12 protein-coding genes, 1 tRNA gene and 1 pseudogene are annotated in these 17,087 nt (G+C 59.3%); 5 read left to right on the forward strand and 9 right to left on the reverse strand.

Features of this window, described 5'->3' with window-relative positions; translation table 11 throughout:
- Positions 1-324: 324 nt before the first annotated feature.
- From T3A99_RS17460 to T3A99_RS17480, 5 genes are all read right to left on the reverse strand, one after another.
- Positions 325-1,350, reverse strand: coding sequence for a HAMP domain-containing sensor histidine kinase (locus T3A99_RS17460; protein ID WP_322834607.1), 1,026 nt, complete (start codon positions 1,348-1,350; stop codon positions 325-327).
- Between the two features lie 9 nt (positions 1,351-1,359).
- Positions 1,360-2,820: an ATPase domain-containing protein gene (locus T3A99_RS17465; RefSeq protein ID WP_322834608.1), complete on the reverse strand. Its 1,461-nt coding sequence runs from the start codon at positions 2,818-2,820 to the stop codon at positions 1,360-1,362.
- Positions 2,817-3,251: a hypothetical protein gene (locus T3A99_RS17470; protein ID WP_322834609.1), complete on the reverse strand. Its 435-nt coding sequence runs from the start codon at positions 3,249-3,251 to the stop codon at positions 2,817-2,819. Before T3A99_RS17470 ends, T3A99_RS17465 begins: the two co-directional genes overlap by 4 nt.
- A 173-nt stretch (positions 3,252-3,424) precedes the next feature.
- Positions 3,425-5,587, reverse strand: a complete 2,163-nt coding sequence (locus T3A99_RS17475; RefSeq protein WP_047229386.1) for a methyl-accepting chemotaxis protein — start codon at positions 5,585-5,587, stop codon at positions 3,425-3,427.
- A gap of 533 nt (positions 5,588-6,120) precedes the next feature.
- The gene (locus tag T3A99_RS17480; RefSeq protein WP_107322930.1) at positions 6,121-7,338 is read right to left on the reverse strand and encodes an MFS transporter; all 1,218 of its coding nucleotides are present in this window, start codon (positions 7,336-7,338) and stop codon (positions 6,121-6,123) included.
- A 327-nt stretch (positions 7,339-7,665) separates the two neighbouring features.
- Between T3A99_RS17480 and T3A99_RS17485 the strand changes: the two genes are divergently transcribed.
- From T3A99_RS17485 to ggt, 3 genes are all read left to right on the forward strand, one after another.
- On the forward strand, positions 7,666-9,723 hold the full coding sequence (locus tag T3A99_RS17485) for a methyl-accepting chemotaxis protein (RefSeq protein ID WP_322834610.1): 2,058 nt from the start codon (positions 7,666-7,668) through the stop codon (positions 9,721-9,723).
- Between the two features lie 103 nt (positions 9,724-9,826).
- Positions 9,827-9,903, forward strand: a tRNA-Met gene (locus T3A99_RS17490).
- Between the two features lie 143 nt (positions 9,904-10,046).
- Positions 10,047-11,888 carry a gamma-glutamyltransferase gene (gene ggt / locus T3A99_RS17495; protein WP_047229384.1) on the forward strand — a complete coding sequence of 614 codons (1,842 nt, stop codon included), beginning with the start codon at positions 10,047-10,049 and terminating at the stop codon, positions 11,886-11,888.
- Between the two features lie 74 nt (positions 11,889-11,962).
- Here ggt and T3A99_RS17500 read toward each other — a convergent pair whose 3' ends face one another.
- The 4 genes and pseudogenes from T3A99_RS17500 to T3A99_RS27935 all read right to left on the reverse strand — a co-directional run.
- Positions 11,963-12,187: a helix-turn-helix domain-containing protein gene (locus T3A99_RS17500; protein ID WP_047229383.1), complete on the reverse strand. Its 225-nt coding sequence runs from the start codon at positions 12,185-12,187 to the stop codon at positions 11,963-11,965.
- A 7-nt stretch (positions 12,188-12,194) separates the two neighbouring features.
- Positions 12,195-12,749, reverse strand: a complete 555-nt coding sequence (locus T3A99_RS17505) for a DUF2975 domain-containing protein (RefSeq protein WP_047229382.1) — start codon at positions 12,747-12,749, stop codon at positions 12,195-12,197.
- Between the two features lie 90 nt (positions 12,750-12,839).
- A complete protein-coding gene (locus T3A99_RS27930; RefSeq protein WP_373685103.1) occupies positions 12,840-13,271 on the reverse strand; it encodes a methyl-accepting chemotaxis protein in 432 nt (143 codons plus the stop codon).
- A gap of 108 nt (positions 13,272-13,379) precedes the next feature.
- A pseudogene (locus T3A99_RS27935) lies at positions 13,380-14,156 on the reverse strand (PAS domain-containing protein); the annotation flags it as partial.
- Positions 14,157-14,376: 220 nt separating this feature from the next.
- Here T3A99_RS27935 and T3A99_RS17515 point away from each other — a divergent pair.
- Both T3A99_RS17515 and T3A99_RS17520 read left to right on the forward strand, forming a co-directional pair.
- Positions 14,377-15,795: a short-chain fatty acid transporter gene (locus T3A99_RS17515; RefSeq protein ID WP_076386741.1), complete on the forward strand. Its 1,419-nt coding sequence runs from the start codon at positions 14,377-14,379 to the stop codon at positions 15,793-15,795.
- A gap of 111 nt (positions 15,796-15,906) precedes the next feature.
- Positions 15,907-17,064: a hypothetical protein gene (locus T3A99_RS17520; RefSeq protein WP_047229380.1), complete on the forward strand. Its 1,158-nt coding sequence runs from the start codon at positions 15,907-15,909 to the stop codon at positions 17,062-17,064.
- The last annotated feature ends 23 nt before the right edge of the window (positions 17,065-17,087 follow it).

Below are 17,087 nucleotides of genomic sequence, written 5' to 3' on the forward strand. Positions count from 1 at the left end.
AAGCTTTATCGAGCGGATAGAGCAAGGCATGACTTGGGAGGCGACACCGTTGGTCTCACTGGGAGAAATCGATGAGAAGCCTACGGATGGGATTTGGATGTCCAGCGATCCAGAAAAACCGGATATACGTTCGGTAACGCAGAGCGGACTTGTAGAGGGCGCGGATTGAAAAAAACGACTGGGAGGCTCCAGAAGGGTGTTCATATAGACCTGAAAATAATTGGGGAGGTGATCCTATAATGTTTCCGAACGCGTCATACGCATCGAATTATTACAGAATCTGACATCCCCGCACGCGGCGGCAGATGGGACGACTGCGCAGCTTCATGGATTTGCCAACGGCAACCTCACCACGAACTCGCTCCCCTTGCCATCCCCCTCACTCTTGCCGACCACTGTGCCACCGTGGCTTTCGACCAACTCGCGCACCACCGTCAAACCAATGCCCAGGCCAACGCCGTTGAAGCCGATGGCGTGAACATCCTGCACAAAGGGTTCAAAAATAAACGGCAGCGCCTTGGCCGAAATACCTATGCCGGTATCACGGATGCTGACCTGCAAGACACTCCCTTCGACGGTAACCGACAATTCGACGGTGCCGCCCACAGGGGTGTATTTGACCGCATTACCCAGCAGGTTGCCGAGAATCTGAGCAAGCCGTACCGGATCGCCGTACACCAGCAGGGCACACTCGGGCAGTGTGGTGCTGAACAGCAAATTGCCGCTGACCATGGCCGGTTTACAGATATCGATGGCCTCGCGAACGATCTGCACCATATCGACAATCTGGCAATCGAGGCGAAACTTGCCGGTGCTGACGCGGGAGACATCGAGCAAGTCCTCCACTAATCGAGACATGTGCCGGACCTGACCTTCGATCAGCTTCTGCATGCGCGGCAACTCCTCACTGGGCACCCGCACCAGTCGGCCGGCAATCATGCTGATGGGCGTCAGCGGATGACGCAGTTCGTGGGCAACCAAAGCGAGAACGCTACGCTGGCGCTCCAGCGCCCGTTCGGCCGCGTCTTGCAGATGCTGTGCGCTGAGGGCGGCAATGACCAATTGCTCATTGGCCTCGCGCATCTGCCGATACAGTTGTTGTTCTGCCTGCGTGGAAGGTGGCTTTTCAGCCTCGGACTGGGCCGACAGGATCGCCAGGACCAGTTGCTGATTGGCCTCGATCAGTTGCTCGACATGTTGCTTGTCGGCAAGTTGGGTGTTGGCGTCGTTCAGCTCCTTGCGCAGCGCGGCCAGCACCGCACGCGCCTCGACAGTTTTCTGGCCGAGCAGGAACAGCTCGCGAGCGGCCATCGCCTTCGCCTGCTCATTCCCGCCATTGGCCTCATTCATGATGATGCCTCATCCAGTACCTTTGCCAGACAGCTGCCGGGTAGGCCGGCCTCCGAGCAGACCTTCCTGATCCGGCAACATGTCACCGATCTGCAAACCGCTATCGTCGATGCTGTAAAGGCGTAACTCATCGGAGTGAGCGCTGGCCCGCACCTTGACCACGGCCATGATGCGCAATAAACGGCTTTGCACTTCAATGTAGCGCTGAACGATGATTGCATCGGTGAGAAAAGCCGTGCCGTAAGGACTGAATCGCAGATCCGTGTAGCGATCCTCCAACTCCGAGGTCAGCAATACACTGACACCGGCGCTGGTCAACGCGGTGACCATGCGCGACAGCGACTCGCGAAAGTCTTCGCGAAAGGTCGGCGCCAGGGCCAGTTCGAACCCCGACAGCGAGTCAATCACCACCCGCGTGGCGTTCAGGCGAGCAATCTCGCTCAACAGCAACTGCACGATCTCGTCGATGGACAGATCTGGAGCACGGCTATCCACCAGCCCGACTTTGCCGCTTTTAATCAAGTTTGAGAGGGTGGCGTTCTGGGAGTGATTCGGGCACTGCTCGAACACGGCGATCACGCCGTTTTCACCGTTTCGCGCGCCTTCAGCGAGAAACGATGCCGCGAGAATGCTTTTTCCAGAACCCGACGGGCCAGCAACCAACAGGGAGTAACCGCGCGGCAGGCCACCACCGAGCATTTCGTCGAGCTGTGGCACACCCATTCCCAAGCGTTTGATGGGGAACTCCAGCGGGGCTTCGATCGGATTGTAGGGCGCAGGGGCAAATACCTTGATTCCCGATGGGGCGATACGGAAAGTGTGCAGACCCGGCAGCGTTGGCTGGCCACGCATCTTCATGATTTCCATCTTGCGCACCATGGAATTGCGCTGAACGCTCTGGCGCAGCCAGATCAGTCCGTCGGCCACGGTGAAAATCGGGTTGGTATCGGTTTCGGTAAAGTACTCACCAATCAGGAAAGTCGTGGCCTGCCAAGTGGTCATCAACATGCCCAGTTGCTGGACGAACTGCGGCAAGTTGTTGTTCGGGTTGTCCTGGGTCTGGCTGGCCAGCACCACCGAGCGGAACGAGTCAACGAACACCAGCGCCGGGGAGTGCGCCTCCACCTCGCTGACAATGCGCCGCAGCACTTCGTCCAGATCCCCGGCCAGGGTATCGTCAGCCAGGTTGACGTAGCGGATCGAATGATTGATCGCGTCGCTGTCGAAGAAATCGAACTGCTGCTGATAACGCAGCATCTTCAGTGGCGGCTCACCCAGCACGGTAAAAAACAGCGCCGGACGTGAGGGGGTCGCCAGGGCAAACATCATCTGGTGCGCGAGGGTGGTCTTGCCGCAACCGGGTGGGCCGGCGATCAGATTGAACGAAAACTCCGGCAATCCTCCGCCCAAGACCTCGTCCAGTCCTGGCACGCCGGTGGCCAAGCGGTTGATAGTCACTTTGCTGCTCATGGCGAATTTTCCTGCGAAGGGGTGTCGCTCAAAGAAGAATCCCACACGCCACGAAGCAAACGTGCGGTAAGCGAGGGTCCGATCAGCGTGGTCAGCAACTCATAGAAAGTGGTCAGCAACATTTCACCGAAAAACCGCGCATCGGCTTCGTTTTGCTCAACAAGCACTGAATTCAGGGCGGTCAGAACCATGCCGGACGGCACCTTGTTGCAGGTGCTGGTCAGGCGCGGATGAGCGGAGCCACACAGATGCAGGCTACGGCGATACAACGCGACAACCCCTTGCTGACCAATGACGGGCGTCAGGGTCGCCTCTATATCCTGCAAGATGGAAACGATCGCGTGGGCGGTCTTTGCAATGTCAGCGTTGGGGCCAACGCGGTGCGCCAGAGAAGCTACGATCTGACGGCTCTCTTCGCTTAGCGTGGACATGGCTAACTGGTATCCGATGGGCGAGTATCGATAGTACACCCTCAAGGGCGTTACCGAGACCCTATTGGATAACGCAATGCAATTGCGCTCATTCAAGAACTGGATTGAACTGTGGCGAGGGAGCTTGGTCCCTCGCACAATAAATCTTGAGTCACGCGTGGCCAGGAAACCCACTACCCCCTTTTGACTTTGAAGCGCCCCAGCACGCGCTGCATCAAAGATGCTCGCTCCGAAAGATCCTTGGCCGCCACCGCGCACTCTTGTGAGTTGGACTGGTTTTTCTGCGTCACTTCATCGATCTGCTCCAACCCGATGCTGGCCTGTTGCAGGCCTGAGGCTTGCTCGCTGGAAGCTTGATAGATCAATGAAACCAGGTTGGAAACAGCACTGGTTCCGCTGACGATGTTTTTCAGCGATTCGGCGGTCCGGCCTGCGATGATCATGCCGCGTTGCGTTTTGCTCGAGGAGTCAGCAATCAATGCAGCCGTCTGCTGGGCGGCCTCGGCGCTGCGGGCGGCCAGGCTACGCACCTCATCCGCCACCACAGCAAAACCACGCCCCAACTCACCTGCCCTGGCGGCTTCGATAGCCGCGTTCAACGCCAACAGGTTGGTTTGCGCGGCGATGTTGTCGATGGTGGTGATGATCGCGGTAATGTCTTTGCCCGAATTGTCGATTTCGGCCATGGCGGCAATCAGCTCACTCATCAATTTGTCGCTTTCCCCGGCATCGGCCCGTGATGCCTGGGACTGCTCATCGGCCTTTTTGGCATTGGCGGCGTTGTCCCGGGTCTGTGCGGCCATTTGTGTCATCACCGCGCTGATTTCAGTGATGGACGACGCGGAATTGGACGCCCCATCGGACAATGACTGGCTCAGGTCGGTAACCTGCGCCGAGCTGCCGGTGATCTGGGTGGCGCTGGCCTGAACTTCGCCAATCAGTTGGTTCAGATTACCCACCATCTTCTCCAGTGACCTGCCAAGGGTATCGTGGGGCGAAGACAACCGGACCTCCAGGTCCAGATCACCTTCGCTAATGCGCTCGGCCACCCTGACCTGCCGTTGCAGGCTTTCAGACATATCGTTGAGCGCGACAGACAACTGGCCCACTTCGTCCTCGGTTTTTTGCACCAGGCGACGCGAGAAATCCCCCAGGCTGATGTTGGCTGCCAAGGCGGCGGCTTCGCGAATCGGCCCAACGATTTTTGCGGCGGCAAACCACAGGGCGACCAGCGCCAACAGCGAAACGCCCAGGCCAACCGACACCTGCCAGATGCTGTTGCTGATACTGCGCGCCTGTAGCTCCTGCTCCAGGGCAATGGCCTGAGTCATGACCACTGCCTTTGGCAGGCGAATCAGCACCGCCCAGGGTTTACCTGTGCGCCCCAGCTCAATGGGCATCAGCACTTCGATATGCTGGGTGTGCGGATTGAGCAGACCGTCACCACGACCACTCTGGATATCGCGCAGCACTTTCTCCCAAGAGTCAGGCAACAAGGCCTTGATGGGCTGGCCAATCAGGTCGGTACGCTGACTGTCCGCGACTACCAGCCCCTGGTTACTCAGAATCGACACCGTGCCCTTGCCACCGTAGAGATCGGCCGACATCTGCTCGCTGAGTTTCTGGATAAAGTCGATATCGAAGTCAGCGCCGACCACGCCGTAGAACTTGCCATCGGATACGATCGGCACCGACAAAGTGGTCAGCCATACGTTTTTGCCCTGAACCACATAAGGAATGGGGTCCAGCACGCTTTCCTTCAGAGTGTCGCGTGGGCCGCTGTACCAACCCCCTTTGGGTACACCGTTCGGGTGGCGATCCGGGGAGTCATACTCGACCAATGGCTGTACTGCCACATGTCCGCCAGCGCTGCGCGTCCAGTAAGGCGTGAAGCGCCCGGTCAACGGATTACTGCCGTCCTGTGCGTTGCGCAACACAAGATCCTGACCATCCAACGCGTCCGGTTCCCAGCAGGAGTAAGTGCCATTGAAGTCCGGGTTATCTTTTAAAACACTGAGCAATACCGTGTTGATCTGCTCACGTCCCAACGCCAAAGGGCTCTGCGAAGCCTTGCTGGAGGCAAAGGTATTGGCCATGGTGCGGGCCGCATCCAGAGCATTTTGCAACTTGGCCTGAATGGCATTGGCACGGGACTCGGCCAGGTTCTGAATTTCCCGGATCGTTGATTTTTCAACCAGCGCCGAGACTTCGGTCGCCACGTATTGTTCATTAGCCCTGGCGGTAAAGAGCCCGTAAATAACCAGGCTAATTGATGAAACAAACAGACATACGCCTGCCGTGACACAAATGCGTGCCTGCAACGACTTGAACTTCATATCATCCCCTGCCTGATTATTTTTATTGCCAACGTTTAAGACAACAGCCTCAAACTTGTGCACGACACGGCAAATAACAATCGCTCACGGCTGTTTACGCTGTCCACGAGGCAATCGCCTTGAACGGACGCGGCGATACAGCTGCTTTATAAGTATTTGAAGCGTGGCAGGTTGGGACGTGAGTCACTTCACCCGAGGGGTGAAGGTATTCAGATCAAGAGCCGAAGGCCTTATGTCCCAAGACAATAAGAGCGGCGGGTGGAAAGAATGTGGAAAGCTGCTTTCCGGTCACCCCAGCGGACTCCCTTGAAGATTGCCGCTGCGTCCATTCAATCCATCAACCACAGCAGCAAATTAACATGGCCGACCTTTATACAAAATCAAACTTAAGACTTATACAAAACGGTACTTTAGTAGCGACTCCAAGCAACTAATCAAATCGCTCTGGTTGGCGGGTATTTTTTCAACGCTTTGCAATTCAGTTGTTTGCAAGGCCCGGCGGGGCCCACTCGCCTCCGCCGGTTGAGTACACGTCAGTTTTTTCTGCTTCTGGGCAGAAAAATCGCCAGGGCTCCAAACAACGGCAAAAACGAGCACAACCAATACACATACTCGATGCCGCGGATGTCGGCCAGATGCCCCAGCAGCGCGGCGCCAATCCCGCCGAAGCCAAACATCAAGCCAAAGAACACGCCGGCAATCATGCCGACGTTACCCGGCACCAGTTCCTGGGCATACACCACGATGGCCGAGAATGCCGAAGCCAGGATGAAGCCGATGACCACGCTGAGAATGCTGGTCCACAGCAGATCAACGTAAGGCAGGATCAGCGTGAACGGTGCCACGCCAAGGATCGAGAACCAGATCACCGCCTTACGTCCGATCCTGTCGCCTATCGGACCGCCAAAGAAGGTCCCCGCCGCCACAGCGCCGAGGAACAGGAACAGATACAACTGCGACGACGCCACCGACAGGTCGAACTTCTCGATCAGGTAGAAGGTGAAGTAGCTGGTGAAACTGGCCATGTAGAAATACTTGGAGAACACCAGCAAACCCAGCACCGCCAATGCACTCAAGACCCGGCCCCTGGACAGACCGTGAGTAGCCGCCTGGCCTTGCTTGAGCTTGAACAGGTTCAGGTGATTGGCGTACCAGCGGCTGATGCGGTACAGCACGAACAGCGCAAACAGTGCGAACAGGCCGAACCAGGCCACATTACCTTGCCCGTAAGGAACGATGATCGCCGCCGCCAGCAACGGGCCGAAAGCAGAGCCGGCGTTACCGCCGACCTGGAACGTCGACTGCGCCAACCCATAACGCCCGCCCGACGCCAGGCGTGCGACTCGCGATGCTTCAGGGTGAAAGGTCGAGGAGCCAATACCGATCAGACCGGCGGCCAGCAGGATCATGGCAAAACTTCCAACCATGGACATCATCACGATCCCGATCAGCGTGCAGACCGTACCGGCCGGCAGCAGCCAGGGCTTGGGGTGCCGGTCCGTGTGATAACCCACCCAGGGCTGCAGCAGCGATGCCGTCAACTGGAAGGTCAGCGTAATCAAGCCAACCTGGGTGAAGGTCAGCCCATAACTGGCCTTGAGCATCGGGTAAATAGACGGTAGTACCGCCTGGATCAGGTCGTTGATCAAATGCGCCAACGCCACGGCACCGATGATGCGCATGACCAAAGGGCTGCTTTGAGGTGTGGCAGGGATAGACGCGGTATCGACCTGGGTATCGCTGATAGCCATGGGAGTTTCCATACGGGGTTTGCACAGGAAGCGGATTCATCAATGTGCCATTTTTCGGTGCAGCAAGGCTATCCCCTTAGCTTGCTATCGACTTGAAATATTGTCAGCGAGCTCGGTAATAGCGCAAAGCCATGGTCTGAATCTTGCCTTGTTAACGGTCTACAACGCGGCCCCTTACAAAGGGGACCGAGAATGGGAAGTTTCGCTACAGAGCCAGCCTACAGAGCGGGCCTGGACAAACTTTCGAGGCCTTTTAAAAGGGCACCTGTTTCGGCACTGTGTCGAAACGCACAAAAATAGTGCAAAGGTGTTCAGGGGAGTATGGGCATGCAGGCTTTTCTATCACCGGGAATCAGGTTGCTGGGGCGTTTCGGCTTTGCCCGCAAATTTCAGTTGCTGTTCCTGCTTTTCATCCTGCCACTCATGGGCAGCCTGTGGATCATCGGCCAGGACTATCGCGACAAACTCAGCCTGATTTCCGAAGAACGCGCCGGGGTTCGCCAGTTGCTGGCCCTGGATAACCTGGACAACCTGCTCGCCGCCCAGCGCAACCGCGCGGCCCGTTGGCGAGCCACGGAAACCAATCGCCAGGCAACACCCGCAACGCTTGCCGCGATGGCGGCTTTCGATGCCGTGCAGCCGGCCCTCAACCAGGCCGCCAATGATCTGGGCAGCACCTTGCAAACCGAAGGTGCCGAAGCCGACACCCTGGCTCGCTTCCAAACGTTGCAAACCAGTCTCAATGGTCTTGATTCGAAAAGCCTGGGCACCGTCGGTTGGTGGCCGGACGGTTATGACCGCTTCACTGCGGCCTTGAGTGCCCTGCAAGCCTTGCGCGAGCAGATCGTCATGGACAATCGCCTGACCCTCGCCTCCTGGCTGGAAACCTACCTGCTGATCCAGATCTCGACCCAGCAGACACCGGACCTGATCGAGCGGGTCGGTCGCCTGGCCAGCGTTGGCCAGGCCTCCGTTGTGTCGGGTCAGTTCACCCTGCAAAGCCGCCTGCAATTGCGCGACCTGCGCAGCCGGATCGGCGATGCCCGGGATCAACTGGTCAAAACCGGTGGAGTACTGCAAGCGCGCCTGCCGAACGAACTGCAAGCCTGGTCCGGACAATTCCAGGACAGCCTCAAGCATCTGGATTCCGGCCTGAAAGTCCTGGATGAAGGGGTCTTCGCCGGCTCCATCAGCCTCAAGCCGGAAGAATTCGAGAAACACATGGATGCGCTCCTGGCGGACTTGGCGACCTTGCGCCAGCAGTCTCTGATGGCCCTGGATGCGCGACTGGACCACTACCACTCCTCAGCCATCCGCCAATTCACCCTGGTGGCCACGGTGCTGGGTTGTCTGCTGTTGGCCGCGCTTTACCTCTTCGTCTGCCTGCAAGCGTCCATCCGCCGCAGCGCCAGTGGCATCACATTACTGGCCGAAGCCCTGCGTGACGGCAACCTCAGTCTGCAAGTGCCGGTGCAAGGACGCGACGAACTGGCGGCCATCAGTACCGCTCTCAACGTTGCAGTGGTGCAGTTGCGCAACAGCCTGTTGGGCGTGGACCACGAAACATTGCAGTTGAGTAATGCCGTTCGCACCCTCAACACGCACTCCAGCGGCGCCCTGGGCGAAGTCGAAGCCCAACAGATGCAGATCAGCCAGATCGCCGCGGCCGCCACGCAACTGGCCGCCACCTCTCAAGGGGTCGCCAGAAGCTGTGAGCAGGCCTCCGACAGCGCCCAGCAGACCCGGCGTATCGCCGCCGACAGCAGCCGCGACAGTCAACGCACTACGGCGAGCATCCAGCAACTCAACCAGCGCCTCAACGAAACCGCCGCCGCATTGGGCCGGGTCAGCGAACAGGGGCAGCAGATCCAGATGGTGGTCGACACCATCCGCGGCGTGGCCGAGCAGACCAACCTGCTGGCCCTCAATGCCGCCATCGAAGCCGCTCGCGCTGGGGAACAGGGCCGTGGTTTCGCGGTGGTGGCCGATGAGGTACGCAGCCTGTCGCAACGCACCCAGTCCTCCACCCAACAGATTGCTGGCACCGTCGACAGCCTGCGCGCTACGGTCAACGAAGCGGTCAGCCTGATGGAAGCCGCATGCGGCCAGGCCCAGACCGACGCCCAAGCCGTTACCGGCCTTGGCGAGCGCCTGGGAGAAATTGCCAGCGCCGTGCAGAGCGTCACCGATACCCTGGCGCAAATCGCCACCGCGGTGGACGAACAAGCCAGCACCGCCGACGAGGTCAGCGGCAATATCCAGCAGGTCGACCAGGCGGCCATGCGATTGCTTGAAGGGGCACGCGCCGTGAACCTCGCGGCGGATACGTTGAGCCAGGGCAGCCAGGCCCTGAGCGCCAACACAGGGAGATTTCAACTCGGTTGACGGCTATTTGCGGCGAGGATTGATAAGCGGTTGAAAGCGCTGAGAAATATTTCAGATTTACGCTTGACACATCTTCGTTACCGGCGAATAATGCGCGCCACTTGGCTACATAGCTCAGTTGGTTAGAGCATAGCATTCATAATGCTGGGGTCCGGGGTTCAAGTCCCTGTGTAGCCACCAAGTACTAAAAACGGCTTATCGAAAGATAAGCCGTTTTTTTATGCCTCGATAAAAGCCGTCCCCCAAGTCCGCGCTGATTTGCGCCCGACGCCTCGCATCGCTACAGTCGATCCCTATCCCCTGGCCCACGGATGGAGCGACACATGCTTGCAGATCTGAAACCGAATCTTCATCGCCTGTCAGCCGTTTCGCTGCTGGCTGTAGCCCTGGCACTCGTTGCCTGTAAGGCCCCGTCCTCCTCCACAACCCCAGCATTGCCCGTCGCACCGGAGATCGCCTCCGGCTATCGCACCGACCTGCAGACCCGCCACGCCGACAAGCACATGGCCGCGGCGGCCAACCCGCTGGCGGCCGAAGCCGGGCGGCAGATGTTGCGGCGCGGCGGCTCGGCCATCGACGCGGCGATTGCCATGCAGGCGGTGCTGACCCTCGTGGAGCCGCAGTCCTCCGGGATCGGTGGCGGTGCATTCATCGTGTTGTGGGACGGCAAGGCAGTACGTACTTACGACGGTCGCGAAACGGCACCGGCCGGCGCCACCGAGAGACTTTTCCTGCAAGCAGATGGCAAACCCATGCCGTTTACCGCCGCACAGATAGGCGGCCGTTCCGTGGGCACACCGGGCGTGTTGCGGGCACTGGAACTGGCCCATCGCAAACATGGCCGACTTGAATGGGCCACGCTGTTCGAGCCGGCCATCGCATTGGCCGAACAGGGTTTTGCGATCTCGCCCAGGTTGCACTCGATGATTGCGGCCGATGCGTCCCTGCCGGGGTCGCCGGACATGGCCGCCTATTTCCTGAACGCCGACGGCAGCCCGAAGGCGGTCGGCACCCTGCTGAAAAACCCCGCTTTGGCCGACGTGCTCAAGCGCATCGCCCGCGAAGGTCCCGACGCCTTGTACAAAGGGCCGATTGCCGAAGAAATCGTCGCCAAGGTGCAGAAGCATGCCAACCCCGGCAGCCTGTCATTGAATGACCTCCAGGGCTACGCCGCCCGGGAACGTGCGCCGCTTTGCACTGACTACAAGCGCTGGCAAGTCTGTGGCATGGCGCCCCCATCTTCGGGCGGGATCGCCGTGGCACAGATTCTCGGAACCTTGCAGGCATTGGAACAGCGCGACCGCCGCACGGCCCTCGCGCCCATGAAACCCGTCAAGACCGATAAACCCGCCGGCATTGAGCCGACGCCCGAAGCAGTGCACCTGATCGCCGAAGCCGAACGCCTGACCTACGCCGACCGCGCCCTGTATGTCGCGGACTCGGACTTCGTCCCCGTACCGGTCAAAGGCCTGGTCGATCCCGGTTATCTGGCCAGCCGCGCGAGCCTGATCGGTCCACGCAGCATGGGCATCGCCAAACCCGGCACACCACCGGGCGTCCAGGTGGCCTACGCCCCGGACCGTTCGCCCCTGCGCATCTCCACCTCGCAAGTGGTGGCAGTGGATGACCAGGGTGGCGCCGTGTCGATGACCACCACGGTGGAGTCAGCGTTCGGCTCACACCTGATGGTCCGGGGTTTCATGCTCAACAACCAGATGACCGACTTCTCGTTCATCCCCGAAGAAAATGGGCAAAAGGTCGCCAACCGCGTCGAACCCGGCAAACGCCCCCGCTCGTCCATGGCGCCGACCCTGATCTTCGATCGCCAGAGCGGTGAACTGCTGGCCGCTGTCGGCTCACCGGGAGGCTCCCAAATCATCGAATACGTCGCCAAGTCAGTGATCGGCCTGCTGGACTGGGACCTGGACGCGCAAGCCGCAATCAATCTTCCCAACTTCGGCAGCCGCAACGGCCCCACCGAACTGGAACAAGGTCAGTTCAGCCCGACGCTGATCCAGGCGTTGAAAAACAAAGGCCATGCCGTGAGTGAAATCGACATGACCAGTGGAACCCAGGCGATCGTCCGAGTCCGTGATGCCCAGGGCAAAATCTCACTGGCCGGTGGGGCGGACCCGCGGCGTGAGGGTCAAGCGCTGGGGGATTGAGCGTCGCGGCTATCTGGCCAGTCTGCGAAGTCGCGTCGCCGGCCATCGCGAGCAGGTTCGCTCCCCCCAAGGGGTCAGGCCTTGGGGGGATCGCTCTGCGGTTGGTAAATCAGCAGATCGGCGGGCTGACATTGCAGATGGCTGCAAATGGCTTCGAGGGTAGCCAGGCGAATACCCTTGACCTTTCCTTGCTTCAACAAGGAAAGGTTGGCTTCCGTAATGCCTATCGCGGCGGCAAGGTCCTTGGATTTAACCTTGCGCGTCGCCAGCATCACATCAAGTTGAATAACGATAGGCATAGGGCTCTCAAACAAAAGTTCGGTTTTCTGAATCGACTTCACTGGCCCGGGACATTATCCGGGCAATGATTGCAATGCAGGCTGCAAGAAACAACGCGACAAACGACGGGGCGGTAACGCTGAGGGTAAGCAGACGCTGACCGACCGGTGCGTTGATCGTCACCAGCAGGCTGAGAAACGGCTCACACAGGAAATCCAGCAGCACCCACAGCGCCACAGCGCGACCTACCTTCCCCAGGCAAACGGCTGCTTCGCTGGAAAAATACTCGCCTTGGGCATATCGCTGGAACAACTGCCGCAAATGGCCCAGCCCGAACGCCAGGGCCAGCAGCGGTATGCTCGACAACAGCATTGCGCCAAGGCATTGCCAGCCAGTCAAGCGCATAGCCTCTGCTGACAAGCTCGACAGCTGTCGCTCGGTCAGAGCAAAGCCCAGACCGTATTCTGAAGCAACGTCAGGAAACAGCCAGACCCCGGCGTTGAGGACCATCATCGTGATAATGAAGACAAGTGTGATGACAGCCATGCGCTGGCTGTACAGGGCGAGACGATTCGAGGACATGGGAGGCTCCACAGAACAAAGGAAGCGCAAACCATAGCGGCGAAATTATCGCAAAACAATAATTAATATGTAAAAAACGATAACTAAAACTCAAGTCGACAACTGATTGGCAAACTGGCTCACGGCATCGACCACCTTCTTCGCGCCATCCTGAATCTCGACGATCACCGTCCCCGCCTCCGCTGCCAGGGCCAGACCCTGTTCGGCCTGGTGCTGGCCGTCGGTCATCAGTGCCACGGCGTTGCGGGCCATGTCCTGGTTCTGGCGAACCACGCCGACGATCTCATCAGTGGCCTGACTGGTACGCGACGCCAGTTGCCGCACTTCATCGGCCACCACCGCAAAGCCCCGGCCCTGCTCACCCGCCCGGGCGGCTTCGATGGCCGCGTTGAGCGCCAGCAGGTTGGTCTGTTCGGCAATGCCACTGATGGTCTTGACGATGGTGCCGATCACCAGGGATTGCTCATTCAGGGCCTCGATGCCTTCGCCGGCGGTTTGCATGTGCCGGGCCAGGTCACGCATCACGCCCACGGCCTGGGTCACCACGGTGGTGCCGCGCTGGGCGCTGCTGTCGGTTTGCAACGAGGTGCTGTAGGCAATGCCGGCCGCCTCGGAGACAGCTTTTTCCTGGTTGACCTGATCAGTGATGTTCGTGGCGAACTTGACCACTTTGTACAATCGCTCGTTGGCATCAAGCACCGGGTTGTAAGAGGCTTCCAGCCAGACTTCACGGCCGTTGCTGTCCAAGCGTTTGAAGCGACCGGCGACGAACTCGCCGCTATTGAGACGCTGCCAGAACTGCTGGTAGGTGGCGCTGTTGTACTCCTCCGGTTCGCAAAACATGCGGTGATGCTTGCCCTTGATCTGCGCCAGGCTGTAACCCATGGCATTGAGGAAGCGATCATTGGCTGTCAGTACGTGACCGCCCAGGTCGAATTCGATCACCGCCGTTGAACGCACCAGCGCACCAATGAGGTTTTCATGTTCACGCGACGCCTCGATGGTACGGGTCAGGTCGCTGGAATACATCGAGAAATAGCGGATTCGGCCATCAGCCGCCCGAACCGGTTGGAGAATCGAACGCAACCAGGCTTCCTTACCGTTGCCCCGGAGCAGCCGTACGGCGCCGGAGAAATGCTCGCCTCTAGTCAGCGCCGTCTTGAAACGCAACTGGAACTCATTGGATTTCAGGTAAGCCGGCACCAGCTCTTCGACAGACCGGCCGATGAGGTCCTGGGTCTTGTAGTGCATTTCGTCGAGAAAATTCTGATTGACCGTCTGCACCCGCCCTTCGGCATCCAGAGTGAGGGCCAGCATCTCGCGGTCCAAACTCTCCTTCACCTGCACAAGGCTGGACAGTTCCTGGCGAAGAGCCGAAAGCTCCTGCTTCAAGCGTTTATTGAACATGGCATGCTCCGAGAGCAGGAGAGTTAGGTGGCCTGTTCTCTTGCCATCGGCTCGCCGATTTTTTTCTAAAGAGCGCCCCGGGCCGCTTCTGAAAATAATCCTGCGCGCTCGCGAACCCCGATTAGCCTCCCATGGTCACTGGAATGTTCCAGTGTTGGCGCCTGACGCCAAGACCCTGCCGCACCCAATACCCATAACCATAAAAATCGAGGTAATTGCCGTGACCACCGACATACAAGACAGCCGTTCCGCCCGCTTCGCCTTGCGCTGTTCCAGTTTTGCCGAGCGCTGGTTCCCTGACTCCTGGGTATTTGCCGCCCTGGCAGTATTGGTAGTCGCGGTGGCGACACTGTTCATCGGCGCCAAACCCACGGCCGCTGCCATGGCGTTCGGCGATGGCTTCTGGAGCCTGATACCGTTCACCATGCAGATGGCCTTCGTGGTGATCGGCGGTTACGTGGTCGCCAGCTCGCCGCCCGCCGTCAAACTGATCGATCGCCTGGCACGCATCCCGAAAAACGGTCGCTCCGCGGTGGCCTGGGTCGCATTGATCTCCATGGTCGCGTCGCTGCTCAACTGGGGGCTTTCCCTGGTATTTGGCGGTTTATTGGTACGTGCCCTGGCCCGTCGCACCGATCTGAAAATGGACTACCGCGCCGCGGGCGCCGCCGCTTACTTGGGCCTGGGCGCGGTTTGGGCACTGGGTTTGTCTTCCTCGGCGGCGCAATTGCAGGCCAACCCGGCCAGCCTGCCACCGTCGATCCTGTCGATCACCGGGGTCATTCCGTTCACCCAGACCATTTTTCTCTGGCAATCGGGAGTGATGTTGCTGGCGTTGATCGTGATCTCGCTGATCGTGGCCTATGCCACCGCTCCCGGCCCGAACAGTGCCCGTGACGCCGCCGCCTGCGGGATTGATCCCAGCTTCAGCATGCCGGCATTGCAGCCTCGCACCCGCCCGGGAGAATGGCTGGAACATAGCCCGCTGCTGACCATTGCCCTGGCGCTACTGGCCGCCGGCTGGCTGTTCCACGAGTTCTCGACCAAACCTGCGATAAGCGCCATCTCCGGGCTCAACACCTATAACTTCCTGTTCCTGATGCTTGGCGCGTTGCTGCACTGGCGGCCGCGCAGCTTTCTCGATGCCGTGGCGCGCGCGGTGCCGACCACCACCGGCGTGCTGATCCAGTTTCCGCTGTACGGCTCGATTGCCGCGCTGCTGACCACGGTCAAGGGTAGCGACGCCCAGACGCTCGCCCATCACATATCCACCTTTTTCGTACAGATCGCATCCCACGATACCTACGCCGTGTTGATGGGCGCCTACTCGGCGGTGCTGGGCTTTTTCATTCCTTCGGGAGGCGGCAAATGGATCATCGAAGCCCCCTATGTCATGCAGGTGGCCAATGATCTGAACTATCACCTGGGGTGGGCGGTGCAGATCTATAACGCCGCCGAAGCGCTGCCAAACCTGATCAATCCGTTCTACATGCTGCCGCTGCTGGGAGTGTTGGGGCTCAAGGCCCGGGACCTGATCGGTTTCTCCTTCGTGCAATTACTGGTTCACACGCCATTGGTGCTGGTGCTGCTGTGGGCGCTGGGGACGACATTGTCTTATCTGCCGCCCGTGATGCCATAAAGCCATAAAAAAGGGCCTATATTTTCGTCGGCCCACTTTTTCTTCGCTCCGGTCTGTTTCAGTATGGCTACACCCTGTTCGAGGGGTCCACACGCTGAAAAGGATCTGAGCATGTCCAAACTCGCCGTACTTTCTCTTGCCACCCTGGCCTTCAGTGCCGCCGCCCATGCCGACATCGATGTTCAGTTGGGCAGTACCGAACGCGTCACCCGTCTCTTCGCCTATCCCAACAACTGCAACGTCATTTGTTTTCGCAACTGGACGCTGGAGCAGACCGTTGAGCATTACCTGACCCAAAGCGTGCAGCGTGACGGCTACAGCGCGGCCAAGGTCAGCGTCAAAAGCGACAACGATAAGGTCTACGCCAGTATTAGCGGCGTGCCGCAAGACTACGGCAAACCGTTGACTGCGCTGCTGGATGCCGGTGACCTGGCATACAAGGGCGCCACCAAACTCAACAGCGATAACAAATGGGCCTACGACTGGTACCTGTTCCTGCCGCTGGGCATGGCCCTGGAGAACCGCAAGAGCATTGAGTTGCTGCACTTCCCGCCGGATTACTCCCTGACCCAGGCGCAGGACTACCTGGAATCGGCCACCACCGATCGCTGGGCCACGCTGCTGACCGCCAACGGCATCGCCGCCGAACAGACCCCGGCCTTCCAGACCATTGTCGACATCGCACCGATTGCGGCGCCATCCAATGCCGGCCAGGCGCTGGGCGGGGTCTACGACTATTTCAATGACTACCAGACCACCATGGTCAAGCAAGTCAGCCAGAACGCCAGCGGCGACGCCCTGCCGATGGTGGCCTTCGGTGCTCCCGTGCGGAACTGGATCAAGACACAGTACGGCCAGACCGTGGACGTGCTGGGTCTGGCGACCATTACGCCGACTGCGGGTGTCAAGGTTCCGGTCCTGGGCTCCAACCACCCGAGCTACATCTGGTATGCCGCCGACCCTGACAGCTACAACGGTGATCAGGCCAAGGCGGATGCGGCAGGTTTGAAAGTCATGGGTCAGGACCTCAGCGCCGCATGCTGGCAAGCCGGCATGGGCAGCAAACCGGGCACCGATCCGAGTGCGCAATTGAATCAATGCACACAGACCTGGCAGGTCACGCAAAAGGAAGAAACCTGTGAGCTGTTCTATACCTCGATCCGCAAGCTGTCTGCGGACGAAGCGGCGAAAAAATGCGCGGAGCCGGCAATCAAATCACAACTTCCACAATTGAAAGTCCCCATGCCAGCGCTGCCTGACGCGGTTTAAACCCCAAGGACTTTCCTGCGTAA

Source organism: Pseudomonas sp. N-137, from assembly GCF_034555295.1.
Lineage (GTDB): Bacteria > Pseudomonadota > Gammaproteobacteria > Pseudomonadales > Pseudomonadaceae > Aquipseudomonas > Aquipseudomonas rhizophila.

Coding starts and splice junctions, on each gene's coding strand:
- T3A99_RS17460 (WP_322834607.1), bottom strand. CDS start 1,350: ATGAATGAGGCCAATGGCGGGAATGAGCAGGCGAAGGCGATGGCCGCT.
- T3A99_RS17465 (WP_322834608.1), bottom strand. CDS start 2,820: ATGAGCAGCAAAGTGACTATCAACCGCTTGGCCACCGGCGTGCCAGGA.
- T3A99_RS17470 (WP_322834609.1), bottom strand. CDS start 3,251: ATGTCCACGCTAAGCGAAGAGAGCCGTCAGATCGTAGCTTCTCTGGCG.
- T3A99_RS17475 (WP_047229386.1), bottom strand. CDS start 5,587: ATGAAGTTCAAGTCGTTGCAGGCACGCATTTGTGTCACGGCAGGCGTA.
- T3A99_RS17480 (WP_107322930.1), bottom strand. CDS start 7,338: ATGGCTATCAGCGATACCCAGGTCGATACCGCGTCTATCCCTGCCACA.
- T3A99_RS17485 (WP_322834610.1), top strand. CDS start 7,666: ATGCAGGCTTTTCTATCACCGGGAATCAGGTTGCTGGGGCGTTTCGGC.
- ggt (WP_047229384.1), top strand. CDS start 10,047: ATGCTTGCAGATCTGAAACCGAATCTTCATCGCCTGTCAGCCGTTTCG.
- T3A99_RS17500 (WP_047229383.1), bottom strand. CDS start 12,187: ATGCCTATCGTTATTCAACTTGATGTGATGCTGGCGACGCGCAAGGTT.
- T3A99_RS17505 (WP_047229382.1), bottom strand. CDS start 12,749: ATGTCCTCGAATCGTCTCGCCCTGTACAGCCAGCGCATGGCTGTCATC.
- T3A99_RS27930 (WP_373685103.1), bottom strand. CDS start 13,271: ATGCGTGACCTGGCCCGGCACATGCAAACCGCCGGCGAAGGCATCGAG.
- T3A99_RS17520 (WP_047229380.1), top strand. CDS start 15,907: ATGTCCAAACTCGCCGTACTTTCTCTTGCCACCCTGGCCTTCAGTGCC.